Origin of the sequence: Saccharopolyspora shandongensis, from assembly GCF_900106995.1 — a bacterium.
Lineage (GTDB): Bacteria > Actinomycetota > Actinomycetes > Mycobacteriales > Pseudonocardiaceae > Saccharopolyspora > Saccharopolyspora shandongensis.
Genome location: NZ_FNOK01000051.1, coordinates 42,911 through 69,879, shown reverse-complemented (window position 1 = coordinate 69,879; position 26,969 = coordinate 42,911). Strand labels below are relative to the sequence as shown.

The window sequence follows — 26,969 nt, the reverse complement described above, 5'->3', positions numbered from 1 at the left end:
ACCGTGCGGCGGTGGTGTTTTTCCGGTCGCCCGCCTAGCGGGGTCTTGGTCAAAGGCGCTGGTAGCAGGGGTCGAAGGACCGCCCATTGGGCGTCGGTGAGATCCGAGGGGTAGCGGGGTCGGCGGGTTGTGCAGCCGCAGCCGCACCCCTCCTGGTCGGCATCGGCCGGTACGGGGTTCAATGACATCGCGGGTTCTTGTGATCGCTGGCTTAGACAACCACTGCGATAACAAGAACCCGCCCTTGTCTGCGGCTACGACACGCCCCCACACGTGATCATCAGCCACATATCACAACCACCCACAACCCCTTCCAAAACAGCCTCTATAGCGCTCCAAAGCACTCACGACACCTCAGCTCTCGACGGTCGCCAGGTGCTCGGCCACCTCGGCTCGGGCCGTTTTCTCCTGTGGCCCCGCCTGTTCCGCTTGGGCCTTGGCCTCTTCGGCGGCTCGGGTCGCGGCCCGCTCGGCGTCCGCGACATCGGGCTCTCGTCCATTGAGGATATTCGCGATGATGCTGGCTTCGGCGGCCATCGCCGATGCGAACGGGTGGTACGGCGCCGCGTCCGGCCGCAGCTGCTGGCCGTTGATCCAGGCCGCCCCGCCGGTGGCGCAGGCGTCGTGGCCCAGCGACGGGCCGTAGGTGTCGACGAACGTCGCGCCGGCTTGCTCGGCCGCGTCCTCGATGGCGGCGTTGAGCGCCCGCTCGATCTCGTCGGCGTAGCGGTAGTCACCGTCGGCCAGCGGGAGGACGTCCGGGCAGTAGCCCGTCTCCGGCACGATGCGCGGATAGCCGATGACCAGGATCTCCGCGTCCGGCGAGCGTTCCTGGACGCCGTCGACGACGTCGGCGACCCGGTGCCGGGTGATCTCGATGCGGCGGAGCAGGTCGTCTCCGTCGTCGTCGGAGAAGTGGTCGCGGCACGGCGATCCCGTCGGGTCCGCGGCGCGCAGGGCCGTGCAGGTGGCGATGGTGTCGCCGAAGACGTCCAGGTCGTTGCCGCCGATGCCCAGCGTGACGAGGTCCGTGTCCTCGTCGAGGGCGTCGAACTGCGGCCCGGAGTACCAGGCCTGGGCCCGGAGCATGTCGGTGGTGTCGGCGCCGCCGCAGCTGACGTCGGTGAACTCGGCCGGCCCGATCTCGCGGGCCAGCAGCGCCGGGTAGTTGTTCGTCGAGCGCCCGCACAGCAGCGGGTCGAGGCGCATCCACGGGACCAGCGGGGCGGAGGTGAAGGAATCGCCGAGGGCCACGTAGTGCCGGTACTCGGGATCGGCGGTCGCCGGGACGGCGCCGAGCGACAGGCCCGTCAATGCCGACAACGTGATCGCACCAGCTCTGCGTGCAAGCCCGGACCGGCCCATCTGCGCGCCTCCGCTTTTCGCCTACCAGTGAGTAGGGAGTGAAGACGATCACAGCACTCGGCGGCAAGGTTCCGGCCGGAACTTCCCAATACCTGAGAAAGTTTCACGGTTTAGCCGCCGCTGGGCGGCTCCGGGGACGTGCCGGGACCGGTTCTGCTCGTCGGCTCGCCGGTGCCGGTCGGCGTCGCAGTGGTGGTGGGCTCTGCCGTGGTGGTCGGCCCGGTCGTGGTGGTGGGCCCGGTCGTGGTCGGCCGGGTTCCGGTCGTCGTCGGTTCCGTGGTCGGTTCCAGCGTCGTGGTCGTCGGCGGATCGGTGGTCGTCGGGACCGTCGTGGTGGTCGGCACCGTGGTGGTCTCGGTGATCGGCGCAGGTGCGACGGGTCCCGGGGCCACGGGCCTCGCCGGAGGCGCCTGCTGCTGAGCGGTGCCCTCGGTCGCCCCCGGAGCCTGCACCGGCACCCGGGTCACAGTCACGGCCGATCCGTTCGCGCCCTGAGTGCCGGGGCTGACGCCTGGCGTGCCGATCCCCGGGGTCCCCGGCGTGCCCGATGTGCCCGGCGTGAGCGGCGCGGCCAGCGGCTGCTGAGCACCCGACGGCGGGGGCGGCGGCGGGGGAGTGCCCGGGGCCTGGCCGACCAGCGGCAGTTCCGGGGCCGCCGCGTCGGGCGAGTACCGGGGGTGTTCCGGCGTGGTGCTCTCGACGAACGGCGGAAGCCGGTCCAGCAGGCCCGGCGGGATCAGGCCGAGGAACGGATCGGGGAACGGCGCCGTCAGCGTGTAGCTGGCCGCCGCCACGGCGGCCCCGAACGCCGCCGTCGCCAGCGAGAGGCGGAACTGCCTCCGCAGCGGCAGGGGCCGGAGCGCCTCGCCCGGGACGGGCGAGGCCAGCGGCTCGTCCACCAGCCAGCGCCGCACCGCCGCGCCGTCCCGCGCGAACCCGGCCCACACCCGGCCGAGCCACGTCGTCGCGTTGCCCAGGTGTTCCTGCAGCGCCGCCACCGGGAGCGGGCTGGTCGACAGCGGCCCGGCCATCCCGGCCGGAAAGGGGTCGGCCGCCTCGCGCACCAGGCCGGCCAGGTGGTCGAGGCGTTCCCGGAGGATCGCCGGATCGGTCGGCGTGGACATGGCTCAGCCCTCGGCTTCCCCGAACCGGATGCTCGACAGCGCGACGCCGTCGTAGCGCCACCACCGCTCGGTCGAGAGGTCCAGGATCCAGGCGTCGTGCTCGCGCACGATCAGCCCGACGCCCAGCGCGCGGCGGCGGAAGGTCGAGTCGTCGATGCTGCCCGCCTCCAGCTCGTCGAGCAGGGAGCGGTAGTTCGCCATGGCCTTGCCGAGCGCGGGTGGGATTCCGACCGAGTCCGATGCGTGGTGCCGGAAATTCATTCGAGATCACCTCCGGATGAGCGACGCCATCCGTCCACGCAACGATGCGCGCCGCGCGGCTGTTAAGAGGCGAAAGTCCCTTTAGTGCCGAAACCGGGCTCAGTGCCGCCGGAACAGGTGATCCGTGATGCGCCGGACGCTCTCGCTGACCACGGCCTCCAGCGGCCCGCGGCGGAAGAACCGCCGCCAGATCAGCGGGAAGACGATCGAGAAGATCAGGAACACCTCGGGCATGTAGGTGTTCACGAACGCCACCACGCCGTCCGGGTGGTGGCCGTCGCGCGGGAACGCCGGCATGTTCGGGACGTCCGTGGGCAGCGCCGGGCCCATGCTGGCCAGCTGCGCCAAGGTGTCCGGCACGCCGCTGAGCGGCCAGCCGCCGACGACGATCTGCCAGGCCAGGACCAGCGCGTGGATCGCGTACAGCGTCAACGCCATCGAACCGGCCGCGGCCAGCGGCTTCAGCGCCCGCCCCGTCCGATCGGCCAGCTCCAGGCACACCGCGACGAACACCAGCGCGATGCCGCCGGAGTCGAGCAGCTCGAACGTCGTGCCGCTGTGCGCGGCGGCGGCCACCAGCCACTCCGGGTGCTCGATCGGGACGGTGCCCTCGATCTGCCCCTGCGGCAATCCGCCGACGGTCTCCACCAGCCAGTTCGACACCTGGTAGCCGACGGTCGTCACCGCCAGGCCGGTCGCGGCCAGCCAGCACCGCACCTTGGTCGACTGCAGGTCCAGCCGCCCGACGGCCATCCCCGCCAGCACCAGCGGCAGGTACGACGCGGCCGGGTAGAAGCCGAGCAGCAGCAGGTTGAACGCCCCGGCATCGGCGATCAGGTGCCCCGGGTCGACCAGGTTGACCGCGTCGACGATCGCGCGCATCGGCGTGTCCCCGGCGATCCAGGTCCGCAGCACGAACGACAGCTGCGGGCCGACCGCGGCCGCGACCACCGCGGCGATCAGCAGCCCGCGCGCCCGCAGCCGGATGAACGGCACCGCGAGCAGGAAGTACAGCCCGTAGAACGGGATGATCACGGTGAGCAGGAAGCCCGTCGCCGCGGTCGCCTTCGCCAGCGCGATGCCGACCACCAGCAGCAGCGCCGCGCGCACCGCGATCTTGATGCGGGCCTGCCGCAGCGCCTCTCCGATCGGCGGCTCGCCGCGTCCGGTCATCATCGCCAGCGACACCCCGGCCAGCAGGGTGAACAGCGCGGTCGACCGGCCGCTGGAGAACTGCGCGATCCACACCTCCACGTCGCCGTGCGCGAACGGCACGCCGAAGTGGATGCAGAACATGCCGAACACCGCGAAGAACCGGGCGATGTCGATGCCGACCAGCCGACGGGTGCGTTCAGTCCGAGGAGAGCTCAGCGCTGGCGCAACGGCAGTCATAGCATCCAGTGGGTGTCAGCGGGGTGGTTTTACCAAAATTTACCGCCACCCGTTCCGGCCCACTCGCGCCCGGTCGCCTTTGGAGGCCAGACTCACACCAGCCAGGCCGCGGTGCCCGGCGGCAACTCCCCGGGACCGACCGGCCGCGAGGACAGCACCACCTCGCCCGGCGGCAGCGGCACCGGCTCCGGAGAGGTGTTCAACGCGCAGATCAGGGTGGTACCAGCGCGCCGGAACGCGAAGCATCCCGGCGGCGCGCCGAACCACTCGACCTCGTCGCCGGTGAACGCCGGATGCGTGCCCCGGGTCTCCAGCGCGTGCCGGTACAGCGACAGCGTGGACGCCTCGTCCTCCAGCTGCGCCTCCGCGGTGAAGGACACCCAGTCCGCCGGGATCGACGACCAGTCGGCGTCGGCGTCGGAGAAGCCGAACGGCGGCCGGTCGCCCTCCCACGGCATCCGGACGCGCTGCGTCCCGGGCAGGCCGAGCTCCTCGCCGTGCCGCAGGCAGACCGCGCCGGGCAGTGCCAACTGCACCAACGCCATCGCACGCACCGGCGTCAGCGCCGCGTCGTCGCGGCTCTGCTCGGTGTCGCGGCTGGCCATCGCCCACGCCGGGCGCGGCCCGGGGGCGGCGAGCACGTCCGTGATCGCCTTGCGGACCCGGTCGGCGTCGAAACCGGCGACGGCCAGGTCGAGGTTGAACGACAGGTGCCAGTCGCCCGGGCCGCTGCCGATCACCACGCGATCCGGGTGACCGGCCAGCGCGGCGCCGATCGCATCGGCCGAATCGGGGCGCGGGGCCAGGTGGAAACCATCGGCCCCGTGCTCCAGCCACGGCCACAACACCGATGCCGGGTCGCTGCGCGCTGGATCCACGTCGAGCGAGAGCATCACCCGCATCCCGGAGTCGTGCGCCACGCCGAGCAGCTCGGCGAAGGGGCCCGCCGCCGGATCCAGCCCGGCCGCGCCGGCCAGCACGACCGCGTCGACCCCGAGCAGCTCCAGGTAGCCGAGCCGGCTCGTCAGACCGGCGAGGTCGCCGATCCCGTCACCATCGCCGTCGGCGAACGAGCCGACGTCGACCTGGTAGCACACCGCATCCCACCACCACGGCTGCTCGCCGTGGCCCGCCAGCGCGTCTGCCCGCCGCATCACCAGGTCCTTCTGCTCAGAACCACGAATTGATCATGCTGTTTGCGGCCATCTCCATGTACTGCCACAGCTGGTCGCGGTGCTCCGGCTGGAGATCGACCTCGTCGACCGCGATCCGCATGCAGCGCAGCCACGCGTCGCGCTCCGCCGGGCCGATCTTGAACGGCGCGTGGCGCATCCGCAGCCGCGGATGACCGCGCCGGTCGGAGTAGGTGTGCGGGCCGCCCCAGTACTGGATCAGGAACAGCCGCAGCCGCTCCTCGGCGGGCCCGAGGTCCTCCTCCGGGTAGAGCGGCCGCAGGAGCTCGTCCTTGGCCACCTCCTCGTAGAACCGCGCCACGATCCGGTGGAAGGTCGCCTCGCCGCCGACCTGCTGGTAGAAGGTCTCCACGGAAGTCACGGCTCCATCCTCTCAGGGGCGGCTTCGATTTTGGGCGGCCCTGTTGCCGAACGCCTCACACCGGGGTCGTGGGCCCGATGGACCGCTGTCGCGGTTCCAGGTGCCCACGACCCCGGTGGCCGGCGGTTGAGACTAGGCCACCGGCGAAGGCGGCAGCGGACGGCCGTACGGGTACGGCGGCTCGATGTCCTCTTCGTCGTAGGCGCGCTTGATCTCCGCGCGCAGCCGGCGCTGCACCGACCACTGCCGGCCCGGCCGGACCTTGGTCGTCAGCCGCAGCGTGATGGTCTCCGAGGTGATCTGGTCCACCCCGAGCATCTCCGGCGGGTTCAGCACGTCCTTGGACAGCGGCTCCCGCGACGCGGCATCGGTGGCCACCTTCGCGGCCACCTCGATGGCCTTCTGCACATCGCTGGTGTGCGAGATGGGGAAGTCCACCACGGCCACGGCGAAGCCCTGGCTGGAGTTGCCGACCCGCAGGATCTCGCCGTTGCGGACGTACCAGACGGTGCCGTTGATGTCGCGCAGCGTGGTGACCCGCAGGCCCACCGCCTCGACGGTGCCGCTGGCCTCGCCGAGGTCCACCACGTCACCGACGCCGTACTGGTCCTCGACCAGCATGAACATGCCGGACAGGAAGTCCCGGACGAGGTTCTGCGCGCCGAAGGCGACGGCGACACCGAGCACACCGGCGGAGGCCAGCACCGGCGCGATCTGGATGCTCAGCACCTGCAGCACGTAGATCACGGCCAGGCCGTAGATCACCAGCGAGGCGATCGACTTGAGCACCGAGCCGATCGTCCGCGCCCGCTGGAGGCGGCGCTCCGACAGCAGTTCGGCGGTCAGCGTGTCCGCCCGGCGCTCCCGCAGCGGCGTCAGCAGCTTCGGGGGCTTGCCGTTGCCCTGCGTGAGGCGGTTGATGGTGCGATGCACCAGCCATCGCACCATGAACGCGACGATCAGGATGAGCACGATGTTCAGCGGTGTGGCGATGAGCAGGTCGGCGTAGGACGCCAGCCACTGGTTGCCGGTCCACTGGGAGATCGTTTGGCACCAGAACGCGTCCTGGGCACAGGTCGGTTGGGTCATAAGCGGCAGATCCATGGGTCGGGGGTCTCCATGCTGTCGTTCAGGGCCCTCGGTGGTTACCCGGCACGGGGGTGCCGGTGCTTTGGGGCGACATCACCGGATGGGCAACCGGACAACTCGAGGATCGCGCGCACCCCGCTGCGCACGAGACTCGAACAGCTGACCGCCGGGGACCGAGTTCGGGCTCAGTCCAGGGCGAGTCCAGTGGCCTCCGCGAGGAAGGCGAGCTGGTCGGTCGCAAGCCCCACGGTACGGGACACCGAGCGCGCGGCATGGCCTACCTCGGTCTCCCGACGCAGCAGGATCGGCCGTTTCGCAGGGGCCGAGCTGGTGGCGTGCTGCAGCGCCGCGCACATCTTGCGGGCGTGGTTCGGATCGACCCGGGAGTCCGACTCGAAGACGGTGAACAGCACCGACGGGTAGTCGGTCTGATCGGCCACGTTGTGGTAAGGCGAGTAGGACAGCAGCCAGCCCAGCTCCTCCGGGTCGTCCGCGGTGCCGTACTCGTCGTTCCAGGTCCGGCCGAGCAGGAACTGCTCGTAGCGGACCATGTCCAGCAGCGGCGCCGAGCACACCACCGCCCGGTAGAGGTCCGGGCGCTGCGTCAGCGCCGCCCCGACCAGCAGGCCGCCGTTGGAACCGCCGGAGATCGCCAGCTGCTCGGACGTCGTCCAGCCCTCGTCGATCAGGTGCTGCGCCGCCGCGTGGAAGTCGTCGAAGGTGTGCTGCTTCTGCTCGCGCATGCCCGCGACGTGCCATTCCTCGCCCTCTTCGCCGCCGCCGCGCAGCGAGGGCAGCGCCCAGACGCCGCCGGCGGCGACCCACGCCAGCGCGGACGGCGTGTAGCCGGGCTCGCGGGACAGCGAGAAGCCGCCGTAGCCGGTCATGATCACCGGCCGCGGGCGGTCCGGTTCGGCGCTCGGGCTCAGCAGGAACATCCGCACCGGGGTGCCGTCCAGCGAGCGGTAGGTGACCTGCTGGGTGTGCACCGCGGGCAGCTCGACGGTGCCCGGCGCCTGCTGGTCCAGCTCGGTCGTCCCGGTGCTGCGCGAGTAGGCGTGCACGCAGGGCGGGGTGGCGAAGTCGGTCCAGCCGATCCACAGCCGGTCCCGGTCGCGGTCGGTCGATTCGTCCACAGTAGACAGTGAAGTGACCTGGCCGGTGCTCGGCAGCGGGACCTCCGCGGTCCGCCGCCCGGTCGCCGGGTCGTGCAGCGTCACCTCGGACACCGCGTGCCGGGTGCGGAGCACCACCAGCTGCGGGTCGCCGTCGCCGGTGTCGAACCAGCGCACCGCCTCCAGCACCGAGTCGGGCTCCTCGGCGATCAGCTCCGTCCAGTTGGCCGGCTCCGGCCGGGCCGGGTCGGCCACGCACAGCCGCCAGCGCGGCGCGTCCAGCGTCGTCATCACGTACAGCCGGCCGTCGCGCTCCACCCAGGCGCCGACGCGATACCCGTCGGAGGTGTCCACGACCTGCCGGAGCTCGGGGACGTCGCCGGCCGCGAGATCGGCGATCCACACCGAATCCCGCCGCGCGGTGCCCGGGCTGCCCTCGATGACCAGCCAGCGGCCGTCCCGCGACACCCGGGTGCCGTAGTAGAAGGTGTGGTCCAGGCCCTCGCCGTGCACCAGCAGGTCCTGGTCGGGGTCGGAACCGACCTGGTGCCGCCAGACCCGGCGGTGGAACTGCTCCTCGCCGTCGGGCACCAGTTCCGGCGCCAGTCGCCGGATGTAGAAGAACTCCTCGCCGCCGGGCAGCCACGAGATCGTCGAGTAGCGGCACCGGTCGATCGGGCCCTCGACGAGTTCACCGGTGGCGACGTCGAGCACGTGCAGCAGCGACTCCTCGTCACCGCCGACGGAGATCTGGTAGGCCAGCCGGTCGCCCTCCTGGCTCGGGGTCCAGCTGTCCAAGGTGGTCAACCCGGACGGGTCCAGCTCGGTGACGTCCAGCAGCACCCGCTCGGTGCCGTCGGCCTCGCGCACGTACAGCACCGGGAACTCCTGCTCGGGCTCCCGGCGGGTGAAGAACGACCGGCCCGCGCGCCACACAGGCGCCGAGACGGAACCGGACGACAGCAGCGACCGCATCCGCTCCGCGATCGCGTCCCGGCCGGGCAACGCGTCCAACCAGGTCCGGGCGAGCGCGTCCTGCGTCGCGGACCACGCCTCGGTGCGCGGCTCGGCCGGGTCTTCCAGCCACCGGTACGGGTCGGCCACCTCGTGGCCGTGCAGGTCTTCGACGATGTCGTCGCGGTCGGCGCCGGGGTAGGTCAGCTGCGCTGCTTGCACGTCGGTCACGGCAGCGACGATACGTGCATCCGGCGACCATTCGCCGATCTCGACGTGATCATTTATCCCGAAAAGAAGATCGAATCACCCGGAACGATCATTGTTGTTCTGCGGGCGCATGATCGGGAATGATGGCGGTAATCGATCACTCGACGTCGAGTGTCGAATCACACGTGCGTTCGGGCGGGGTTCTATGTTCGACTATGCCCGACACCGGTGGAGGTGGTCGCGTGCCCGACCGACAACCGACCCGACAACCGGCGCTGAAGGCCACGAGCCTCGCGCCGCGGGCCCCGTTGTGCCCGCCGAGCCGTGCCGGCACATCGCCGCCGCAGGCCGACCGGCCTCCCGGTCACGCGCCGTCCTGGCGAAAACGCCGGGTGCTGCTGCTCAACACCACCTTCGAACCGCTGACCGCGCTCCCGCTGCGCCGGGCGATCGTGCTGCTGGTCTGCGGCAAGGCCGAGGTCGTGCACGGTGACTCCGCCGGCATGGTGCTGCACTCCGCCACCGCCAGCGTCGAGGTCCCGTCCGTGATCAGGCTGAGCAACTTCGTGCGAGTGCCGTACCGCGGCCGGGTGCCGTTGACCCGTGCCGCGCTGATGCTGCGGGACAACTACCGGTGCGTGTACTGCGGTGCTCGCGCCGAAACGATAGATCATGTCGTCCCGCGCAGTCGCGGCGGGCCGCACACTTGGGAGAACTGCGTCGCCTGCTGCACCAAGTGCAACCACCGCAAGGCGGACAAGACCCTGAGCGAGCTGGGCTGGCGCCTGCCGGTGGCGCCGCACGCGCCGCGCGGGCGGCATTGGCGGCTGCTGGCGGGGCTGTCCGAAACGGACCCGCTGTGGTTGCCGTACCTCGGTGAACCCGCGGCCTGACGCGCCGGTCGGGCCGGCGGTCGAACTGCGGTGCCGCGAGACGGCGGGCGTTCCACTGCGGAACCCCTGATCAGCTGATCCGCACACCCTGCTGCCCGCTGATCCGCACGCCGCGGCTGATCCGCACCCCGCTGGAAATCCGTACGCCCTGCTGTCCGCTGATCCGCACCCCGTGCCGGCCACTGATGCGCACACCGTGCTGTCCGCTGATCCGGACTCCGTGCTGCTGCCCACTGATGCGCACGCCGCTTTGGCTGCTGATTCGCACGCCACTTTGGCTGCTGATCCGGACTCCATGGCGGCCGCTGATGCGGACACCCTGGCGGCATGCGCTGATGCGCACGCCCTGTTGTCCGCTGATGCGCACTCCGTGTCGCTGCCCGCTGATCCGAACGCCGGACTCACTGCTGATCCGAACACCTGATTCGCCGCTGATCTGAACGCCGGATTCGCCGCTGATCCGCACACCCTGTCGACCGCTGATCCGTACGCCGCGGCTGATCCGCGCCCCGCTGGAAATCCGCACTCCGCCCCGCCCGCTGATCCGCACGCCGCGGTCTCGGCTGCTGATCCGGACACCGTGTTCGAGCAGTGGTCGCTTAATCATCGGAAGGGTGATGGCGCTGCTCTGAGTGGCGGTTTCGATGATCGACATAGTGTGCCTCCCGCATTCAAAAGACGCTTTGAACGCATGTGATCAAATATGCAAGACCCATACAGGTGAAAAACTAGGAGCAGGAACCCTCAGGAACAAGCCGCCAAGTCGCCGCGCATTGCAACCGTCTGGTTGGACCCCATTCGGGGGCACTGGTTACTCTGAACGAGTTACCTTAAGTGATGTATAACACTCTTGACTAGTAACCGTACGTAGTTCCGGGCATCTCCCGATTCGCTCTCCACCAGCGGGAACCGCGCTCGGGGCGCTCTCGTCGGCCCTCGGATCACTCGAACGTGTCTGGGGCGGGGCTTGGTGACGGTTACTGACGCCGATCATGCGCGCCACAGGTCGGGCGCATGAAGCGGCGGTCATCGGATACCGTACTCGCGTGACTGTGGCGGAGACTGTTCTCTACCTGGCGGTGATCCCAGCGGCCCTGTACGGCCTGATCGTGCTCATCGCGATGTGGCCGAGGCTCACCCGTCCGCGTTACCGCGCGGGGCAGGAGTGGGATTTCGCGCCGGTGTACTGGGTGGCCAACCCGGCGGGCGTGAACACCGCCGTACCGGTGGCAGACGTGGATTCGGAGGCCGCGCCGGCAGACGCGCGGCCGAGCACCGCTCGGGGAGGCGCACGTGGCAACTGGTGAGATCGCGGAGCGATCCGCCGTGGACGCTGGTGAGCTCGGCGTCGGCGAGGCGATGATGGCCACCGGTCGGCTGTCCATCGCGCGCCACGTCGAACCGGACCGCCCGCGGCTGCCGTTCGGCCCGGGCCAGCTCGCGCGGCTCGACGAGGCGCTGACGCTGTCCAGTCGCAGCACCGGGCTGGAGTTCGCGATCTACCTCGGCGACCTCGGCGAGGACACCCGCAAGCAGGCGGAGGAACTGCACGCGACCCTCGGTTCGCAGGCCGAGGAGGGCGTGCTGATCGCGGTGTCGCCGGGTCAGCAGAAGTTCGAGATCGTCACCGGGGAGGAGGCGCACCGGCGGATCCCGGACCGCAGCTGCCAGCTCGCGGCGATGAGCATGGTGGCGTCCTTCAAGGAGGGCGAGCTGATCGACGGCCTCATCGGAGCCCTCCGCATGCTGGCCGACACGGCAGGCACCAGCTACCAGGAATCCCGCGCCCGCCACTAGGGCCTGCTTCCAAGCTCGACGTCTCGTTCACGGAGCTTCAGGTACGGGGCCGTGAATCCTCTGGTCGCTGCAGCGACCAAAGGATTCACGGCCCCGTCGTCTGTCGGAGGCTCAGAGCAGGTCGAAGCTCTGAAGGTTCTGGAACATCTCGTAGGCCGACGACGTCGTGCCGACCGCGCCCAGCCGTCGCGCTTGGTCGCCGTACTGCTGCTGGGCCCGCTGAGAGCTGTACACGATCACCGGGGTGTCCACGCCCAGGTCGCGCAGTTCGCGCAGCAGCGCCAAGCCCGCGTCGGGGCGCCACCGGCCGTTCTCCTTGCGGCCCATGTCCTCCACGATCAGCCGGTACTGGCGTTGTGAGAGCTCCGCCAGCGCCGCGTCGTTGCTCGTCGTCATGGTCACCCGCACGCCGTTGTCCCTCAGCTGCTCCGCCAGGATCGCGTGCGCCTCCGGCTTCTCCGCGACCCACAGCACCGCGAGCGGCTCCGAACCGACCGGCGCCTGCGTCGGCAGCACCTCGTCCTCGGCGTGGCCGTCGCCGTTGCCGGAGATCTCGGGCACCTCGGGCAGGGCCGGAACCGGGAGCGGCTTCGGGGTTTCCGCCGGGGTGCCGATCTGGTCGCGTTCCGACAGCTCCCTGCTGAGCATGCTCAGCTGCCGCTGCAGGTCCTGGATCATCTCGGTCTGCTGATCGTTGAGCTCGTGCATGGTCAGCTTCTGACCGCCGATCTCGAACTCCAGCTCCCGCTTCTCCGCGGTGCGCAACACCCGCCCGATGGCACGCCGGAACACCACGATCGCCATCAGCGCGATCAACGGCCACAGCAGCTGCGCGATGGCGGTGATCAGCTCGGGCATCGACGCTCCCTCACGACGGGCAGAACGACGAAATCTTACTCGCCGTGTCCATTTCGACACGATTCGTGTTCACCCGAAACGGAAGCTCACGCAACGCGAAAAGGGACCCCGGCGACCAAGCCGGTCGCCGGAGCCCCTCGACGGATCGGATCAGGAGCGGTCGAACTCCCGGGCCGCCAAGGCGCGCACGATGCCCGCGCGGCCCTCCGAGACCAGGCGGTGCAGCGCCGACGGGTGCTCGCTGGCCAGCCAGTCGTCCGAGGCCGCGACCGTGTCGTCGGTGACCGCCCACGACGGGAACAGTCCGATCACCGTCGGCTGGGCCCGCTCGCTGGAGCGGCGCTGCCAGACCTCGTCGATCTCGTCGAAGTAGCGCCGCACGTACGGCGCCAGCAGCTCGCGCTGGGCCGGGTGCTGGAAGCCCGCGATGATCGAGTCGCTGACCGCGTTCGGCAGCTGGTCGTCGTGGACGGCCCGCTGCCAGGCCTTCTCCTTGGACTCGGCGGTCGGGATCAGCGCCCGCGCCCGCTCCGCGCGCCGCCGGCCCGTCGCGGTCTGGTCCTTCTCCAGCTCCGCGTCGATCTCGGACTCGCCTGCCGCGCCGTGCGCGACCAGCGCCTGCAGCAGCTGCCAGCGCAGGTCCGTGTCGACGGCCAGCCCGGGCAGCGGCGCCGAGCCGTCCAGCCAGCCGCGCAGCTCGGCGACCTGCTCGGCGGAGAGCACCGAGCCGACCAGCGAGTTGACGAACGCGAGCTGGTGGTCCGAGCCGGGCTCGGCCGCGCGGGCGAGTTCGAAGAGCCGGCCGGAGAACCGCCGCCAGCCCTCGCCCTGCCACGACGGGTCCACATAGGACGCGAGCGCGGTCTGGGTCTGCAGCAGCACCCGCTGGACCACGCCGATCTGGCTCTCGGCGCCGATGCCGCCGTCCACGGACGCGCCCAGCACCAGCGTCACGAAGTCGCGCGCCTTCAGCTCCGCCTCGCGGGTCATCTCCCATGCGGTGGACCAGCACAGCGCCCGCGGCAGCGACTCGTCGATGTCGCCGATCCGGTCGATCAGCGACGCCAGCGACTCCGGGTCGAAGCGCAGCGAGCAGTAGGTCAGGTCGTCGTCGTTGACCAGCACGAGCTTGCCCCGGTGCACGCCGACCAGGTCGGGGACCTCGGTGCGCTCGCCGGTGACGTCGAGCTCGACGCGGTGCTTGCGCACCAGCTTGCCGCCCTCGTCGTCGTAGATGCCGATCGCCAGCCGGTGCGTGCGCAGCTCGCCCGCGCCGGGGCGGGCACCGTTCTGCACGACCTCGAACGAGGTGAACCGGCCCTCGCCGTCGGTGGTGAACCGCGGCCGCAGCATGTTCAGGCCGGTGGTCTCCAGCCACTGCGCGCTCCACCACGACAGGTCGCGGCCGGAGGCCTCCTCCAACGCCCGCAGCAGGTCGTTGAGCGTCGCGTTGCCCCAGGCGTGCCGGTTGAAGTACACCCGCAGGCCGGCCAGGAAGTTGTCCAGGCCCACGTAGGCGACCAGCTGCTTGAGGACGGAGGCGCCCTTGGCGTAGGTGATGCCGTCGAAGTTGACCTCCACGGCCTGCAGGTCCTGGATGTCGGCCGCCACCGGGTGGGTCGACGGCAGCTGGTCCTGCCGGTACGCCCAGGACTTCTCCACGCTGGCGAACGTCGTCCAGGCGTGGTCGTACTGGGTCGCGCCGACCTGCGCGAGGACGCTGGCCCAGGTCGCGAACGACTCGTTGAGCCACAGGTCGTCCCACCAGCGCATGGTCACCAGGTCGCCGAACCACATGTGCGCCATCTCGTGCAGCACCGTCTCGCAGCGCCGCTCGTAGAGGTAGCTGGTGACCTTCGACCGGAAGACGTAGTCCTCCAGGAACGTCACGCAGCCGGCGTTCTCCATCGCGCCCGCGTTGAACTCCGGCACGAAGCACTGGTCGTACTTGCCGAACGGGTAGGGCACCCCGAACGCCTTGTGGAAGAAGCCGAAGCCCTGCTTGGTCTCGGTGAACAGCCGCTCCGCGTCGAGGTGCTCGGCGAGCGAGGCGCGGCAGTAGATGCCCAGCGGGATCTCGTCCTGGCCGTCACCGCTGGGGAAGACGTCGCGCCACTCGGCGTACGGCCCGGCCACCAGCGCCACCAGGTAGGTCGACATCGGCTTGGTGGTGGCGAATTCGTGCCGCTTGCCGTTCGCCGAGCCGGTGACCTCGGCGGTGGCGTTGGAGATGACCTTCCACGACTCCGGGGCGTCCACCGTGATCTGGTAGGTGGCCTTCAGGTCGGGCTGGTCGAAGCAGGTGAACATCCGCTTCGCGTCGGCGGTTTCGAACTGGCTGTAGAGGTACACGCCGCCGTCGACCGGGTCGATGAAGCGGTGCAGGCCCTCGCCGGTGTTGGTGTAGGCGCAGTCGGCGCGCACCACGAGCTCGTTGTCGGCGGCCAGGTTCGGCAGCCGGATGCCGGTGGACTCGTCGTAGTCGGAGACGTCGACCTCGACTCCGTTGAGGACGGCGCTGTGGACCCGGTCGGCCACCAGGTCGATCCAGCTGTCGGCGCCCGCCTGGTTGCTGCGGAACCGCACCGTTGTGGTGGAACCGAACGTCTCCACGTCCGGCCCACCCGCGCCGGCAGTGAGATCCAGTTCGATCACGTACGACTGGACCTCCAGCAGGGCCGCGCGCTGCTCGGCCTGTTCGCGGGTGAGGTTCGGCGGGGCCACGGATCACCTCGTTGCTCGTCGGGGACTCGTCAGGACAGGCACGCCTGGCGTACCTGGCGCAGGCATCAAATCACGTCCGCGTGCGCGCGTGCCGCCCGGCGGGTCAGGCTCCGCCGTCGGCGTGTCGGTCCGGGCGGGAAGACAAACGGCTCTACCGGGGTTGGTACCCATGACGGGGCGCGCTGGAACGCGTCCGCGGGCTACTTCTCGAACGTTGGAGGCTTGATGAGCGCCGCTGCCCGACCCAGGGTCGATTTCTACTTCGACCCGGTGTGCCCATTCGCCTGGGTGTCCTCGCGCTGGATCCTGGAGGTCGCCAAGGTCCGCGACATCGACCTGAACTTCCGCGTGATGAGCTTGTCGGTGCTCAACGAGGGGCGCGACCTGCCGGAGGAGTATCGGGAGCTGCTGGACAAGGCGTGGGCCCCGGTGCGGGTGGCCATCGCCGCGGCCAAGCACCACGGCGACGAGGTGCTGTCGCCGCTCTACACGGCGCTCGGCACCCGGCTGCACGACGAGGGCAAGAAGGACTTCGAAGAGGTGATCGCCGAGTCGCTGGCGGAGGTCGGCCTGCCCGCGTCGCTGGCCGAGGCGGGCCGGAGCACCGAGTACGACGAGGAACTGCGCGCCAGCCACCACGCGGGCATGGACCCGGTGGGCGACGAGGTCGGCACCCCGACCATCCACGTCGACGGCGTGGCGTTCTTCGGACCGGTGATCACGCGCATCCCGCGCGGCGAGGAGGCGGCGAAGCTGTTCGACGGGGCGCTCGCGCTGGCCAGCTACCCGTACTTCTTCGAGCTCAAGCGGACCCGCACGGAGTCGCCCAGGTTCGACTGATCACCGCAGGTGGGCTTGTCTTTGAAGCGGCGCAGCCGCTTAGCCCACACACGCAGCTTGCACCGCCGCGGGTTCTCAGGGGGCTTCTCGCGAGGACAGCCCCGACGTGGTGAATTGGCTTCATGATGTCGGGGATCCCACAGCGAGAAGGCCTCTGAGGTTCCGCTACCGCGCCGCTGCCCAAAATGAGCCGGGACTTTGAAACTTTCGCGGGTTCCCCGGGGTTTGTCGGGTGTGACAGGCTCGCCGTGACGTCTGCTGCGTTGGATCAGGGAGGCTTCATGGTGCACACCGGCCACATCATCGGCGGTGCTCACGTCGAGGGCGGCGAGGCGCGGATCGAGGTGCTCAACCCGGCCACCGAGGAGGTGATCGGCTCGGTACCGGCCGGCACGCCGTCCGATGTGGACGCCGCGGTGGCCGCGGCCCGGGCCGCCTTCGACGGCTGGGCGGGCACGCCGCTCGCGGAGCGCATCGCGGTGGCTCGGCGGATCTCCGCGGGGATCGCCGGGCGCCGCGATGAGATCGCCGCGACGGTGACCGCCGAGATGGGCTCGCCGATCAAGTTCGCCACCCAGGTGCACGCGAGCGTCCCGGTGGCGACCTCGGCCGGGATCGCCGACGTGCTGGAGAACGGCTTCGCCTGGACCGAGGAGGTCGGCAACTCGCTGATCGTGCGGGAGCCGATCGGCGTGGTCGCCGCGATCACGCCGTGGAACTACCCGCTGCACCAGATCGTCGCCAAGGTGGTGCCCGCGCTGGCGGTCGGCTGCACCGTGGTGCTCAAGCCCAGCGAGGTGGCGCCGCTGACGGCCGCGATCTTCGCCGAGATCGTGGCGGACGCGGGCGTGCCGGCGGGCGTGTTCAACCTGGTGCACGGCACCGGGCCGGTGGTCGGCGAGGCGCTGGCGGCGCACCCGGGCGTCGACATGGTGTCCTTCACCGGCTCCACCCGGGCCGGTCGGCGCGTGTCGGAGGTGGCCGCGCGGACGGTGAAGCGGGTGGCGCTGGAACTCGGCGGCAAGTCGGCGAACGTGGTGCTCGACGACGCCGACCTGGCCAAGGCGGTGAAGCTCGGCGTCGCCGGCTGCTTCCCGAACGGCGGCCAGAGCTGCAACGCGCTGAGCCGCATGCTGGTGCCGGAGTCGCGGCTGGCCGAGGCGGTGGAGCTGGCCGTCGCGGCGGCCGCGAAGTACACCGTCGGCGACCCCACCGACGAGTCCACCCGGATCGGGCCGATGGTTTCGGAGGCGCAGCGGGACCGCGTCGTGGACTACATCCGCAAGGGCATCGAGGAAGGCGCGAAGCTGGTCGCCGGCGGGCCGGAGCGGCCGGAGGGCCTGGCGAAGGGTTTCTTCGTGCGGCCGACGGTGTTCACCGGGGTGACGCCGGAGATGACCATCGCGCAGGAGGAGATCTTCGGCCCGGTGCTGTCGATCCTGCCGTACCGGGACGAGGACGAGGCCGTGCGGATCGCCAACGGCACCGACTACGGCCTGGCGGGCGCGGTGTTCGGTTCGGACGAGCGGGCCCTGGCGGTGGCCCGGCGGCTGCGGACGGGCCAGGTCGATGTCAACGGCGGCCGCTTCAACCCCAACGCCCCGTTCGGCGGCTACCGGCAGTCAGGCAACGGCCGCGAGTTCGGCCGCCACGGCATCGAGGAGCTCCTCGAGACCAAGTCCATCCAGCGCTGACGGCGACCGCGAGTCTCCCGGGCCGTCCGGGAGACTCGCGTGCCCCGCTCCGCCATACGATCGGCGGCGTGATCCGCGCCCGCGAACTGCACCCGTGGCCCTCGACGGCGGCCGAAGCCGTTGCGATCCAGGAACGGCTTCGGCCGCTCGTGCGCTTCGACGGCGAGCCCGCGGAGGTGCGCACGGCGGCGGGCCTGGACGTCGCCTACCGCGACGACTCGGGACGGCTGGTCGCGGCGGTAACGGTCGTCGATGTGGCAACACTGTCCGTTGTGGACAGTGCCATCGTGCGCGGCGAGACTGATTTTCCTTATGTGCCAGGACTGTTCGCATTCCGTGAAGCGCCGTCGTTGCTGCGGGCCCTCGCCGAGCTGTCGGTGGTGCCGGACGTCCTGGTCTGCGACGGGCAGGGCCTGGCCCACCCGCGCCGCTTCGGCTTGGCCTGCCACCTGGGCGTGCTGACCGACCTCCCGAGCATCGGGGTCGGCAAGACGGCGATGGGGCGCTACGAGCCGCCGGGTGAGGCACGCGGGGCGTGGTCGCCGCTGCGCATGGACGACGAAGTCGTCGGCCGGGCGCTGCGGACGCAGCGCGGCGTGAAGCCGGTGTTCGTCTCCGTCGGCCACCGCTTCACCCTCGACGGGGCCTGCGACCTGGTGCTCCGCCTGGCGCCGAAGTACCGCCTGCCGGAAACGACCCGAACGGCCGATCACCTGGGCAGGACGGCCGGCTAGGTCAAGGTCGGATGCCGCGCACGCCGGTCAGCCTTCGTCGTCCTGCTCTCCGCTGGTGATGACGTGGTTCGGCAAGTACTCCGAGTCAACGGTGACCGCCATCCCGATGTCATGCGCGATGGCGGCCATCGCCGTCAACGGCAGGGAGAAGAAGCCATCGGGATCGGTGGCGCGCTGGCGATCACCGGTCCAGAACTCCTTGTGGTGCTCGACGGCTTGCGCGAGAGCGGTGTTGAAGGCTTCGGCCTCTTGCGTCGCAAGGTAGTGCAGCACCTTCATCTGCGGGTAGTAGATCCGCAGTGCGAGTTCGAGCGCGTCGGGTCCGACGGTATCCGGATCGGTATCGGCCAGCGCGGTGTTCAGCTTGGTCAGCGCATCGTCATCGCGGAGGCAGAACGCGGCGACGGCGTTCGCCCAGCTGTAGAAGAAAGCCGGGAATGACGAGTCATTGTCCCGAAGCGTGTCCACGGGGTAAACGCAGAGCTCGTCGGAGCTCAGCTCGTCGCGGGAGATCAAGCAGGCCCACAGGCTTTCCAGCCAGACAGGCGGAGTGTGGTCGGTGGTCGGGCCGGTCGCCTTGAGCGCCATCCGTTCCCGGATCGTGAAGTCGAATTCGCCGCTCGGCAGTTTTGCAGTGGCGAAGAAGGCGCTGCCGGCGGCTCCCGACAGGGAAAGCGACTCGCGGAACTCGGCGGATTCCCCGGCGGGATCGAAGGCAGACCTGAATCGTGTTCGGAGAAGTGCTTTTCGCTGGACGGATTCGAGCATCCCCGGGTACTCGGCGACATCACCGAGGTTTCGCTCGACGATTCTCGCCAGCTTGCCCTCCCTGGCCCTGGCGTTCTCCACGTCGAGATCGTGCCGCTTGATCTGCGTCATCGAGCTACGTCCCTTGCTCGTCGGTGCGCGGGGAAAGGTCGAACTTCGACGAATCATAGCCCGCGAACACGTCCTTGCCGTCTGGTCCGGTCGTGACCTTGGCCTTCACCAGGCGGTAGTCGACGGTTTCCTTCTTGAGCGCCTGATCGAGGGCGTCCGCGACGTCGTCGTCGCCGCGCTTTTCCATCTCCTTCACGATGGCTTCGTAGTAAGGCCGGGTGCCCTGCTCGACTCTTCGTCCATCTAGGTCCAGCCGGTTTCCCAGGTCCGCGTGGGGCGCCTTCGCCTCGATCACGACGACCGTGCCATCGGGACTGATTGCGATCTTGTCGAAGACGCCGGAACCTTCGCCGGTGATGACGTTCGTCTTCGTCGGGTCGAAGTCGTTCGGCGGGCAGGTGTTGACGTTCGGATCGTCGACGTCGATGCCGTAGCGGTTCTTCAGCTCCAGATCGGCGGCTTGATCGCCGAGCGTCTCGCTCTTCTTGGTCGCATCGGCGTACGCTTGGCTGCGCTCCTCGGTGGCCTTCTCGCTCGGGTCAGGCTTCTCAGCCTCGTAATTGTCCTTCTTGTTCTTGAGGTTATCCAGTGCATTTTCGCGGTCGCGAACCGCGTCCTTGAAGGCTTCTTGTTCTGCCGGAGTTGCGGTGTGCGGATCGGTCTTGCCGTCGAATCGGTGGAATTCTTTGATCTGGTCGTCCGCGACGATGATGTTTCCCTCGTTGTCGCGGCGGAGGAGCGGCACCTGGTCCTTGTTGAAGTCGGTCTGATCCTCGTTCTTCCGGTGGAAGGTGCCGTCCGAGCGCTCGTCGTAGTACTTATTCCGGTATTCGGGGTCGTGGATGCGATCGTCGACGTTCTCCTTGAAATTCGGAGAATTCGGATTCTCGACGTCCGTCAGTTTCGGATCGATCTTGCGGCGACCCCGGGCGTCGGCGTCCTCGGGGCGTGCGCCCGGGTCTTCGCCGTTCTTGGTCGGGTGGAACGCGTCGTCGCTGGCCGGGGACTTGGTGCCGTCCGGGCTGTGGGTTTCCCAGCCGCCGTCCGGCGGCCAGGTGGGGCCGCCGTCCGGGGCACGGCTGGTCGAGAAGACGCGGCCGTTGGAGTCCGTCCAGGCCAGGCCCTTCGGGGCTGTGACGTCCACGCCCAGCTTCTTGGCCAGGTCGCTGGCGAAGTCGCTGGAGTCGCAGCTGACCAGGCGGATCGGGCTCTCGCCGTCCCAGCCGGAGCGGCGCAGCACGTCGGCGAACTCGTCGGGCGAGTAGCTGCGCCCGCCGATCTCGATGCGGCCGTCGGGGCCCATGTGGGCGTCGACGGTCGTGTGCTTGCCATCGCCGGGAACCCGGTCGGCGAGGTCCTGGTGGTTCGGGTCGGTGTGACCCGACATGCCCGCGTCGGTCTGCTTGAGGTTGTCGACACCCTCGTCGATCTTCTGGTCGTACTCGGGCGTGCCCGGCTCCGGCTTGTCGGCGTCCGGCTCGTGCGGCTTGTCCGCGTCGTCCTTCGGCTTGTCCGTCGTGTCGGGCTCGCGTTGGGAGTCCGGGCCGTCCTTCGGCTTGTCCGCGTCCGGGCCCTTCGAGTCCGGCTGGTTGGACGTGTCCGGCGACTTGGTGCCGTCCGGGGACTTCGTCGGGTCCGGGCTCTTGGGCGAATCCAGCGCCTTCGTGGTGTCCGGGCTTTTCGTCGAGTCCGGTGTCTTGGTGGTGTCCGGCTTCGAGCCGGGGCCGCCCGCGTCGGGGCGTTGGCCCGGCCCGCCGTTCGGGCCGGTGGGGCGCTGGTTCGGTGCGTCGGGGCGGGATCCGGGCGCGTCGGTGCGCGGCGTCGGAGCGTCGGAGCGTGGCGCACCGGGGTCTCCCGGCGCACGGCCGTCGGGGCCCGTCGGCCGGGGCGAGCCGGTCGGTCCGCCGTTCGGACGGGGCGGTGCGTCCGGTCCCGCCGATCCGCGGGGCGCCGCGGTGGGGCGTTCCGGCGTGCGGGTGCCGCTGCCCTCGGGGCCGCGCGGGCGCGGCGGAGCGTCCGGAGTGGACGGTGGGCGTCCGGCCGCACCGGGGCTGCCCGGCGTGCCGGTCCAGCCGCCTCCAGAACCCGGACGGCTTCCGCCGCCGCTCGGGCTGGTGCCACCGCCGCCGGCGCCACCGCCGTGCATGCCGCCACCACCCATCGCGCCGCCCGCCGGGGCTCCGGCGTTCGGCTGATCGGTGCGGGGAGCGCTGGGCGGTGGTGCGGTCTGCGGAGCCGCCGCGGGTGCGTCCACACTGGACGAGCTCGTGCCGGACGGGTCGCTCGGCCGGTCGAAGGACGACGGCGAGTGGCTGCCGCCGCCACCGGAACCTCCGCTGTGCGTCCCGCCGCCGCCCGGCGATCCGCCGCCGTGCGGGGCGGAGCTGCCGCTCGGCGAGCCACCCGCGTCGGGGCTGGAGCCGCCGCCGTGCGGGCTGGAGCCGCCGCTGGGGCTGCTGGCGAGGTCACCGGAGAACGCGGTGTTGCGGCCGTCCGGCGCGTGCCCGCCGCTGGGCGATCCGGAGGACCCGCCCCCGGGGTGGCTGCCCGAGCCTGGGCCGTCTGGTGAGGAGCTGCTGCTGGGGTGGCTGCCCGAGCCGCCCGAGTGCGGCGCGGAGCCGTCAGGCGAGGAGGTCGGCCTGCTGCTGTCCGGTGACGAGCTCGACGAGTGCGAGCCGCCCGAGTCCGTGCTGCTGGAGCTCGACGAACCGCTGGACGACGAGTCGGAGTGCGAGCTGCCGGAATCGCCGCTGCTCGACCGGCCGTCGCCGCCGGAGCCAGTGCCGTCCGAGCTGGATCCCGAACCGCTGGGGTCGGAGCTGGAGCTGGAGGAGCTGGATCCGTCGCTGCCCGATCCCGAACCGCTGCCGGAACCGGAGTCGCCGCCGGAGCCCGACCCCGATCCGTCGCTACCGGATCCGGAGCCCGATCCGTTGCCGGACCCAGTACCGCCGGAGCCCGATCCGTTGCCGCCGGACTCGGAGCCCGATCCGTTGCCGGACCCAGTACCGCCCGAGCCGGAGCCGCCGTCGCTGCCAGAGCCGCCATCTCCGCCGATGTTCGGGCCGCCGCCCGTCCTGGCGTTGTGCTTGCCGACGACGTTGGTGCCGAAGGCGTCGTCGAACTTCTTCCAGGCGCCCTCGGCGAAGTTGTCGGCGAGCTTGCCGGGGGCGTCGACGACCTTCTTGATGCCCTTGCCGAGCTTCTTGAGGATCTTGCCCAGGACCTCGACCATCTTGGCGATCTTCGGCGCCACGTTCTTGATCGTCTTGACCAGCTTCTGGACGACTTCGCTGATCTTCGAGACGGTCTTGGAGATGAACGCGGTCGCCTGGGCGACGATCACCGGGGTGCCGAGCCCGAAGGTGCACAGCGCTTCCAGCGCGTAGGTGATCAGCCGCGAGACGCAGTCGGCGACCAGGTCGCGGACGAATTCGCGGACGAACGAGACGACCTCGCCCATCACCGTCACGACGGTGCTCAGGATGCCGGCGAGCTCGCTGGCATCGTTGAGCGCGCTGGCCTTCTCCTCGGCGTGCTTGCGGTAGGCGTCACCGGCGGCGCCGGTCCACTCCGAGGTGTCGCCCTGGACGGCGCCGTTGTACTCCTCCGCGGCCTGCTTGACGGCTTCGGAGACCTTCTGCCAGGTCGCGCCGTAGGCCTTGACTCCGTCCGGGTCGCCGGCGAACCAGTCCAGCGCCTCCTTGAGCGGCTGCACGTGTTCGATCAGGAACGAGACGCCGTAGGAGGCCAGCGTGCCGATGGGGTCCATGACCATGCTGGCCACTTCCATCGCGGCACCGCCGTAGGCGAGCCCTGCCTCTACCCAGCTGGATTCGTCGTTGAGGCTGGTGACGTCGTGGTAGGACTCCAGGATGCCGACGCCCTTGATGCTGTCGGGCGTCTCGTTCGGGTCCTTGGGGAGGGTGTCCTCGGTTACGACGAGCGGATTGTCGGCCATCACTGCATCCCGCTGAACATCGAGCTGTTGCCGTCATCGGTGGACTGGTAGTCCTCGGCGGCGCCGCGCACGTTCTCGGCGGTGTCTTGCATCGCCTCCACGGCCTTCTGCAGCGTCTCGACGCCGTACTGCTCCACGGGCTGCAGCATCAGCGCGAAGGGCTGGCACAGGATTCCGTAGGCGTCGTTGTTCATCGTCACCTGCTGCGACGCGTCGACGGCGACGTTCAGCTGATCGACGACACCGTCCACTTTGGATGCGTGCGATCGCAGGTTCTCGATGACGACGTTCATCTCGTCGGCCATCGTCGGCTCCCCTCAGTGCGGAACTCAGCGCAGGAACGAACCACCGCTGAAGTCGTCATCGTCGAAGTCGTCCGGACGGCGGCGCGACGGCCGCTGCTGCTGTTGCGGAGGCTGTTGCGGAGGCGGCGGCGCGGCGGGACGTTGCGGGGGTTGTTGCCGCTGCGGCGGTTCCTCGTAGTCGTCTTCCAGCCCGAACTGCATCTCCGGCACACCGGAGCCGTGCCCCTGCGGCCCGTCCTCGGTCGCGGGCGGTTCCGGGAAGTTCTTGCGGGCCTCGCCGAGCACGTGCTGGGCGGCGGAATCCTCCAGCCCGACCGTGCCCGCCACGGCCTGCTGCATGAGTTCGGGGATCTTCGCCTGCGCGGTCTGCACGGCGCGCATGATCTCGGCGGCGAGCTTCGGCATCGGGCGGTTGCTGGCGTTCTCGGAGAGCTGCAGGTTCTGCAGGATGCCGTTCGAGGCGATGGTCACCTGGATCGCGCCGTCGCGGGACGTCTCGGTCACCGAGATCTGCTCGATCTCCTGCTGCATCCGGCCGAACTTCTCGGCCTTCTCCGCCGCGCGTTCCTGCCACTGCTGGACCATGCGCTCGGCGGCGCCGATGTCTTCAACCACGCGTCCTCCCCGGCAGAACCCCCCCTGTTCCGAAAAGAATGACGCGTTGGGAAACTGTTCGGATCCACCAGGCGACGCAAATGGATCGAACAGATCAGCTTGTTAAGCCAAATGGTCTAATAATTGTGCGCAAAGGTAGCTCGGCGGGTTCATCGTGACCCGATCGTCCTGTGTGGACGCCGAGCCGCCTCATCCGGCCGTCAGGATCCCGTCCCGCAGCACCGGCGCCCGCCCGCTGCAGTCGACCTCAGCGGCCAGCGAGACATCGTGCGCGAACCCCCACTCCGCGAGCTCGCGGCCGGACTCGCAGTCGGCGAGCATGGCGCCGATCTCGCCCGACACGGCCTGGAACGCCGCTGCGGCCAGCTCGGCTTCGGGAGAGCGCCGTCCTGGCAGCGCCGAGATGATCGCGCCCGCACCGAGTTGATCCTCGATAGCCGGGCGCAGCTGGCCGTCTCGCCGCTCTCCGGCGGCGACGATTCCGATCGGGCCGCCCACCCGCGCTGCCGCGCGGGCCACGGCGCCGGCGTTGCGCAGGCAGCCCGCGAACACGGTGGCCCCGGTGGCGACGGCCTCGGCGCACAGCGTCGCGCCGTTCGGCGACGGAAGCCCCAGCAGCACGTCAGGTGTCAGGGTGCGAAGCGACGACGGGCTCAGCGACCACTCGTCGAGGCTGCGGGGACGCGCGAGCACGACGTCGTCGGGCGCCGACTCGTCCTGCCAGCGCAGCGGCATGACCCGGGCGCCGGTGCCCGTCGCCACGTCGACCGCCGTCGAGAAGGACAGGACGTCGACGACCACGAGCACCGGGTGGTCCGCCATGGCCCGCAGGCCGGGCAGGGCCCAGTCGGTGTGCACATCGATGCTGGTCACGGTCGGTAGCGTAACCGGGGTGTGCGGGGGCGGTGGGCCGTTTGGCAGACTGCCCGCGTGCGCGTCTACATCGGCTCCGACCATGCTGGCTACGAACTCAAGAACCACCTCGTCAAGTGGCTGACCGACAAGGGTCACGACGTGACCGACATCGGTCCGGCGGAATACGACGCCCAGGACGACTACCCGCCGTTCTGCGTCGAGACCGCCCGCCGCGTCGTCGCCGACGAGGGCAGCCTCGGGCTGGTCCTCGGCGGATCCGGCAACGGCGAGCAGATCGCCGCGAACAAGGTCCCCGGCGCCCGCGCCGCGCTGGCCTGGAGCGTCGAGACCGCGAAGCTCGCCCGGCAGCACAACAACGCGCTGCTGGCCGGCATCGGTGCGCGGATGCACACCGTCGACGAGGCCGAGCAGATCGTCGAGGCCTTCCTGACCACCGACTTCGAGGGCGGCCGGCACCAGCGCCGGATCGACCTGCTCACCGACTACGAGAAGACCGGCGAGCCCCCGGCCCTGCCCGGCAACTGATCCCATGGCGCCGGCACGTCCGACCGCGGCGCTGCTGACACCTCTGGTGGCGGCGGCGGGAACCGCGGTCGGCGTGCTGGCGCTCTTCTTCGGGCAGCGCGCGCTCGCGCCCGTCCTCGCGGGCGGCCCCGGCGCGACCTGCACCGAACCCGACTGCCTGCTCGGGGTGGGAGTGTGGCTGATCGTGGGCGGCGTCGTCGCGGTGTGCGCCTCGTCGCTGGCCGGCGCGGTGTTCCGGCATCCCGACCGACCGGTCCGGCGCGGCCTGTTCGTCGCGCTGTGGTGCCTGGCGGCGTACCTCGTGGAGTCGGTCGTGCTGTGGATCCTCGCCTGACGCGGACGGACTGTTGACATGCCTGAAGGCCACACGCTGCACCGGCTCGCCGGGCTGCACGGCGACCTGTTCGCCGGCACGGAGGTCCAGGTGCGCAGCCCGCAAGGGCGGTTCGCCACCAGCGCCTCGCTGCTGACCGGCTCGGTGTTCGAGCGGGCCGAGGCGCACGGCAAGCACCTGTTCCACTTCTACGGCCCGGATCGGGTCGTCCACGTGCACCTCGGGTTGTACGGCACGTTCACCGAGTCCGAACTCCCGCTGGCCGAGCCCCGCGGCCAGGTGCGGATGCGCATCATCGGCCGCACGCATTGGACGGACCTGCGTGGGCCCACCGCGTGCGAGCTGCTGACCGGCGAGGAGGTCGCCGCGCTGCGCGGGCGGCTGGGACCGGACCCGCTGCGCCGCGACGCCGATCCCGAGCGGGCGTGGCAGCGGATCTCGCGTTCCCGCACCAGCATCGCCGCACTGCTGATGGATCAGAAGGTGCTGGCCGGCGTCGGCAACGTCTACCGAGCGGAAGTGTTGTTCCGGCACGGGATTCCGCCGTACACGCCGGGTCGCTCGCTCGGGCGCGAGCGGTGGGAGGCGATCTGGGCCGACCTCGTCGAGCTGATGGCCGACGGGGTGCGGGTGGGGCGCATCGACACGGTGCGCCCGGAGCACCTGCCGGAGGTCACCGGCCGGGCGCCGCGGCAGGACCGGCACGGCGGCGAGGTCTACGTCTACCGGCGAGCGGGGATGCCCTGCCTGCTGTGCGGCACGCCGGTGGCGATGGCGGACCTGTCGGCCCGCAAGCTCTACTGGTGCCCCACCTGCCAGGAAACCTGACTCCTGCCTCCTCGGAGGTGCGCAACTTCAATGGAAACTGCG

26 protein-coding genes are annotated in these 26,969 nt (G+C 70.2%); 9 read left to right on the top strand and 17 right to left on the bottom strand.

Translation table 11 applies throughout. The features are described 5' to 3' along the window. From BLW84_RS50520 to BLW84_RS36100, 9 genes are all read right to left on the bottom strand, one after another. Positions 1–188, bottom strand: a 188-nt coding sequence (locus BLW84_RS50520) for a transposase (protein WP_143061221.1), incomplete at its 3' end; no start/stop codon positions are given. A 166-nt stretch (positions 189–354) separates the two neighbouring features. Next, positions 355–1,323 (bottom strand): SGNH/GDSL hydrolase family protein, encoded by a 969-nt coding sequence (locus BLW84_RS36135; RefSeq protein WP_245761629.1) that lies wholly within the window; start codon positions 1,321–1,323, stop codon positions 355–357. A 152-nt stretch (positions 1,324–1,475) separates the two neighbouring features. Beyond that, positions 1,476–2,489: an MBL fold metallo-hydrolase gene (locus BLW84_RS47970; protein WP_177226875.1), complete on the bottom strand. Its 1,014-nt coding sequence runs from the start codon at positions 2,487–2,489 to the stop codon at positions 1,476–1,478. A gap of 3 nt (positions 2,490–2,492) precedes the next feature. Next, entirely contained in the window at positions 2,493–2,750 is a 258-nt protein-coding gene (locus tag BLW84_RS36125) for a hypothetical protein (RefSeq protein ID WP_093275044.1), read from the bottom strand. Between the two features lie 99 nt (positions 2,751–2,849). Further along, on the bottom strand, positions 2,850–4,142 hold the full coding sequence (locus tag BLW84_RS36120) for a heparan-alpha-glucosaminide N-acetyltransferase domain-containing protein (protein ID WP_093275041.1): 1,293 nt from the start codon (positions 4,140–4,142) through the stop codon (positions 2,850–2,852). 92 nt (positions 4,143–4,234) lie between these two features. After that, positions 4,235–5,296, bottom strand: a complete 1,062-nt coding sequence (locus tag BLW84_RS36115) for an alpha-amylase family glycosyl hydrolase (RefSeq protein WP_093275038.1) — start codon at positions 5,294–5,296, stop codon at positions 4,235–4,237. A 16-nt stretch (positions 5,297–5,312) separates the two neighbouring features. Then, a complete protein-coding gene (locus tag BLW84_RS36110; protein WP_093275035.1) occupies positions 5,313–5,696 on the bottom strand; it encodes a globin in 384 nt (127 codons plus the stop codon). A gap of 132 nt (positions 5,697–5,828) precedes the next feature. Next, on the bottom strand, positions 5,829–6,800 hold the full coding sequence (locus BLW84_RS36105; protein ID WP_093275033.1) for a mechanosensitive ion channel family protein: 972 nt from the start codon (positions 6,798–6,800) through the stop codon (positions 5,829–5,831). A gap of 170 nt (positions 6,801–6,970) precedes the next feature. Next, positions 6,971–9,085: a prolyl oligopeptidase family serine peptidase gene (locus BLW84_RS36100; RefSeq protein ID WP_093275031.1), complete on the bottom strand. Its 2,115-nt coding sequence runs from the start codon at positions 9,083–9,085 to the stop codon at positions 6,971–6,973. A gap of 221 nt (positions 9,086–9,306) precedes the next feature. Between BLW84_RS36100 and BLW84_RS36095 the strand changes: the two genes are divergently transcribed. Next, complete coding sequence (locus tag BLW84_RS36095) at positions 9,307–9,957, top strand: HNH endonuclease (RefSeq protein WP_245761628.1); 651 nt, start codon at positions 9,307–9,309, stop codon at positions 9,955–9,957. A gap of 70 nt (positions 9,958–10,027) precedes the next feature. Here BLW84_RS36095 and BLW84_RS36090 read toward each other — a convergent pair whose 3' ends face one another. Further along, on the bottom strand, positions 10,028–10,612 hold the full coding sequence (locus BLW84_RS36090; protein ID WP_245761627.1) for a right-handed parallel beta-helix repeat-containing protein: 585 nt from the start codon (positions 10,610–10,612) through the stop codon (positions 10,028–10,030). A gap of 391 nt (positions 10,613–11,003) precedes the next feature. Here BLW84_RS36090 and ctaJ point away from each other — a divergent pair, with 391 nt between their 5' ends. Both ctaJ and BLW84_RS36080 read left to right on the top strand, forming a co-directional pair. Beyond that, entirely contained in the window at positions 11,004–11,264 is a 261-nt protein-coding gene (ctaJ, locus tag BLW84_RS36085; protein ID WP_093275028.1) for an aa3-type cytochrome oxidase subunit CtaJ, read from the top strand. Further along, positions 11,251–11,754: a DUF5130 family protein gene (locus BLW84_RS36080; protein ID WP_093275025.1), complete on the top strand. Its 504-nt coding sequence runs from the start codon at positions 11,251–11,253 to the stop codon at positions 11,752–11,754. The genes ctaJ and BLW84_RS36080 overlap by 14 nt, the downstream gene beginning before the upstream one ends. 111 nt (positions 11,755–11,865) lie before the next feature. On the opposite strand, the gene BLW84_RS36075 is transcribed toward BLW84_RS36080, so the two are convergent. Further along, complete coding sequence (locus tag BLW84_RS36075; RefSeq protein ID WP_093275023.1) at positions 11,866–12,612, bottom strand: response regulator; 747 nt, start codon at positions 12,610–12,612, stop codon at positions 11,866–11,868. Between the two features lie 150 nt (positions 12,613–12,762). Next, positions 12,763–15,336, bottom strand: a complete 2,574-nt coding sequence (pepN, locus tag BLW84_RS36070) for an aminopeptidase N (protein ID WP_093275020.1) — start codon at positions 15,334–15,336, stop codon at positions 12,763–12,765. Between the two features lie 225 nt (positions 15,337–15,561). On the opposite strand from pepN, the gene BLW84_RS36065 reads away from it, so the two are divergent. From BLW84_RS36065 to BLW84_RS36055, 3 genes are all read left to right on the top strand, one after another. Then, positions 15,562–16,176 carry a mycothiol-dependent nitroreductase Rv2466c family protein gene (locus BLW84_RS36065; protein ID WP_093275018.1) on the top strand — a complete coding sequence of 205 codons (615 nt, stop codon included), beginning with the start codon at positions 15,562–15,564 and terminating at the stop codon, positions 16,174–16,176. 281 nt (positions 16,177–16,457) lie between these two features. Next, positions 16,458–17,870 (top strand): aldehyde dehydrogenase family protein, encoded by a 1,413-nt coding sequence (locus tag BLW84_RS36060; RefSeq protein WP_093275015.1) that lies wholly within the window; start codon positions 16,458–16,460, stop codon positions 17,868–17,870. 68 nt (positions 17,871–17,938) lie between these two features. Then, positions 17,939–18,604, top strand: a complete 666-nt coding sequence (locus BLW84_RS36055; protein WP_093275013.1) for an endonuclease V — start codon at positions 17,939–17,941, stop codon at positions 18,602–18,604. A 27-nt stretch (positions 18,605–18,631) separates the two neighbouring features. On the opposite strand, the gene BLW84_RS36050 is transcribed toward BLW84_RS36055, so the two are convergent. The 5 genes from BLW84_RS36050 to BLW84_RS36030 form a co-directional block, all read right to left on the bottom strand. Continuing rightward, the gene (locus BLW84_RS36050) at positions 18,632–19,483 is read right to left on the bottom strand and encodes an immunity 49 family protein (RefSeq protein WP_177226874.1); all 852 of its coding nucleotides are present in this window, start codon (positions 19,481–19,483) and stop codon (positions 18,632–18,634) included. Positions 19,484–19,487: 4 nt separating this feature from the next. Next, the gene (locus tag BLW84_RS47965) at positions 19,488–23,444 is read right to left on the bottom strand and encodes a hypothetical protein (RefSeq protein WP_093275008.1); all 3,957 of its coding nucleotides are present in this window, start codon (positions 23,442–23,444) and stop codon (positions 19,488–19,490) included. Then, on the bottom strand, positions 23,444–23,749 hold the full coding sequence (locus tag BLW84_RS36040) for an ESX-1 secretion-associated protein (protein WP_093275005.1): 306 nt from the start codon (positions 23,747–23,749) through the stop codon (positions 23,444–23,446). Before BLW84_RS36040 ends, BLW84_RS47965 begins: the two co-directional genes overlap by 1 nt. 24 nt (positions 23,750–23,773) lie before the next feature. Continuing rightward, positions 23,774–24,364, bottom strand: a complete 591-nt coding sequence (locus tag BLW84_RS36035; protein WP_245761626.1) for a YbaB/EbfC family nucleoid-associated protein — start codon at positions 24,362–24,364, stop codon at positions 23,774–23,776. 189 nt (positions 24,365–24,553) lie between these two features. Then, positions 24,554–25,186: a 2-phosphosulfolactate phosphatase gene (locus tag BLW84_RS36030; RefSeq protein ID WP_093275060.1), complete on the bottom strand. Its 633-nt coding sequence runs from the start codon at positions 25,184–25,186 to the stop codon at positions 24,554–24,556. A gap of 108 nt (positions 25,187–25,294) precedes the next feature. On the opposite strand from BLW84_RS36030, the gene BLW84_RS36025 reads away from it, so the two are divergent. Genes BLW84_RS36025 through BLW84_RS36015 form a run of 3 tightly spaced genes read left to right on the top strand, consistent with a single transcriptional unit; the run spans position 25,295 to position 26,927 of the window. Beyond that, positions 25,295–25,765 carry a ribose-5-phosphate isomerase gene (locus tag BLW84_RS36025; RefSeq protein ID WP_093275003.1) on the top strand — a complete coding sequence of 157 codons (471 nt, stop codon included), beginning with the start codon at positions 25,295–25,297 and terminating at the stop codon, positions 25,763–25,765. A gap of 4 nt (positions 25,766–25,769) precedes the next feature. Continuing rightward, a complete protein-coding gene (locus tag BLW84_RS36020; RefSeq protein ID WP_093275000.1) occupies positions 25,770–26,099 on the top strand; it encodes a hypothetical protein in 330 nt (109 codons plus the stop codon). 18 nt (positions 26,100–26,117) lie between these two features. Then, positions 26,118–26,927 (top strand): Fpg/Nei family DNA glycosylase, encoded by an 810-nt coding sequence (locus BLW84_RS36015; protein WP_093274999.1) that lies wholly within the window; start codon positions 26,118–26,120, stop codon positions 26,925–26,927. Positions 26,928–26,969: the final 42 nt, after the last annotated feature.

What these genes read in the sequence shown, in the direction of transcription:
- BLW84_RS47970 (WP_177226875.1), bottom strand. Translation starts at nt 2,489, where the DNA reads ATGTCCACGCCGACCGATCCGGCGATCCTCCGGGAACGCCTCGACCAC.
- BLW84_RS36125 (WP_093275044.1), bottom strand. Translation starts at nt 2,750, where the DNA reads ATGAATTTCCGGCACCACGCATCGGACTCGGTCGGAATCCCACCCGCG.
- BLW84_RS36120 (WP_093275041.1), bottom strand. Translation starts at nt 4,142, where the DNA reads ATGACTGCCGTTGCGCCAGCGCTGAGCTCTCCTCGGACTGAACGCACC.
- BLW84_RS36115 (WP_093275038.1), bottom strand. Translation starts at nt 5,296, where the DNA reads ATGCGGCGGGCAGACGCGCTGGCGGGCCACGGCGAGCAGCCGTGGTGG.
- BLW84_RS36105 (WP_093275033.1), bottom strand. Translation starts at nt 6,800, where the DNA reads ATGGATCTGCCGCTTATGACCCAACCGACCTGTGCCCAGGACGCGTTC.
- BLW84_RS36090 (WP_245761627.1), bottom strand. Translation starts at nt 10,612, where the DNA reads ATGTCGATCATCGAAACCGCCACTCAGAGCAGCGCCATCACCCTTCCG.
- BLW84_RS36075 (WP_093275023.1), bottom strand. Translation starts at nt 12,612, where the DNA reads ATGCCCGAGCTGATCACCGCCATCGCGCAGCTGCTGTGGCCGTTGATC.
- BLW84_RS36065 (WP_093275018.1), top strand. Translation starts at nt 15,562, where the DNA reads ATGAGCGCCGCTGCCCGACCCAGGGTCGATTTCTACTTCGACCCGGTG.
- BLW84_RS36060 (WP_093275015.1), top strand. Translation starts at nt 16,458, where the DNA reads ATGGTGCACACCGGCCACATCATCGGCGGTGCTCACGTCGAGGGCGGC.
- BLW84_RS36050 (WP_177226874.1), bottom strand. Translation starts at nt 19,483, where the DNA reads ATGACGCAGATCAAGCGGCACGATCTCGACGTGGAGAACGCCAGGGCC.
- BLW84_RS47965 (WP_093275008.1), bottom strand. Translation starts at nt 23,444, where the DNA reads ATGGCCGACAATCCGCTCGTCGTAACCGAGGACACCCTCCCCAAGGAC.
- BLW84_RS36040 (WP_093275005.1), bottom strand. Translation starts at nt 23,749, where the DNA reads ATGGCCGACGAGATGAACGTCGTCATCGAGAACCTGCGATCGCACGCA.
- BLW84_RS36030 (WP_093275060.1), bottom strand. Translation starts at nt 25,186, where the DNA reads ATGGCGGACCACCCGGTGCTCGTGGTCGTCGACGTCCTGTCCTTCTCG.
- BLW84_RS36020 (WP_093275000.1), top strand. Translation starts at nt 25,770, where the DNA reads ATGGCGCCGGCACGTCCGACCGCGGCGCTGCTGACACCTCTGGTGGCG.
- BLW84_RS36015 (WP_093274999.1), top strand. Translation starts at nt 26,118, where the DNA reads ATGCCTGAAGGCCACACGCTGCACCGGCTCGCCGGGCTGCACGGCGAC.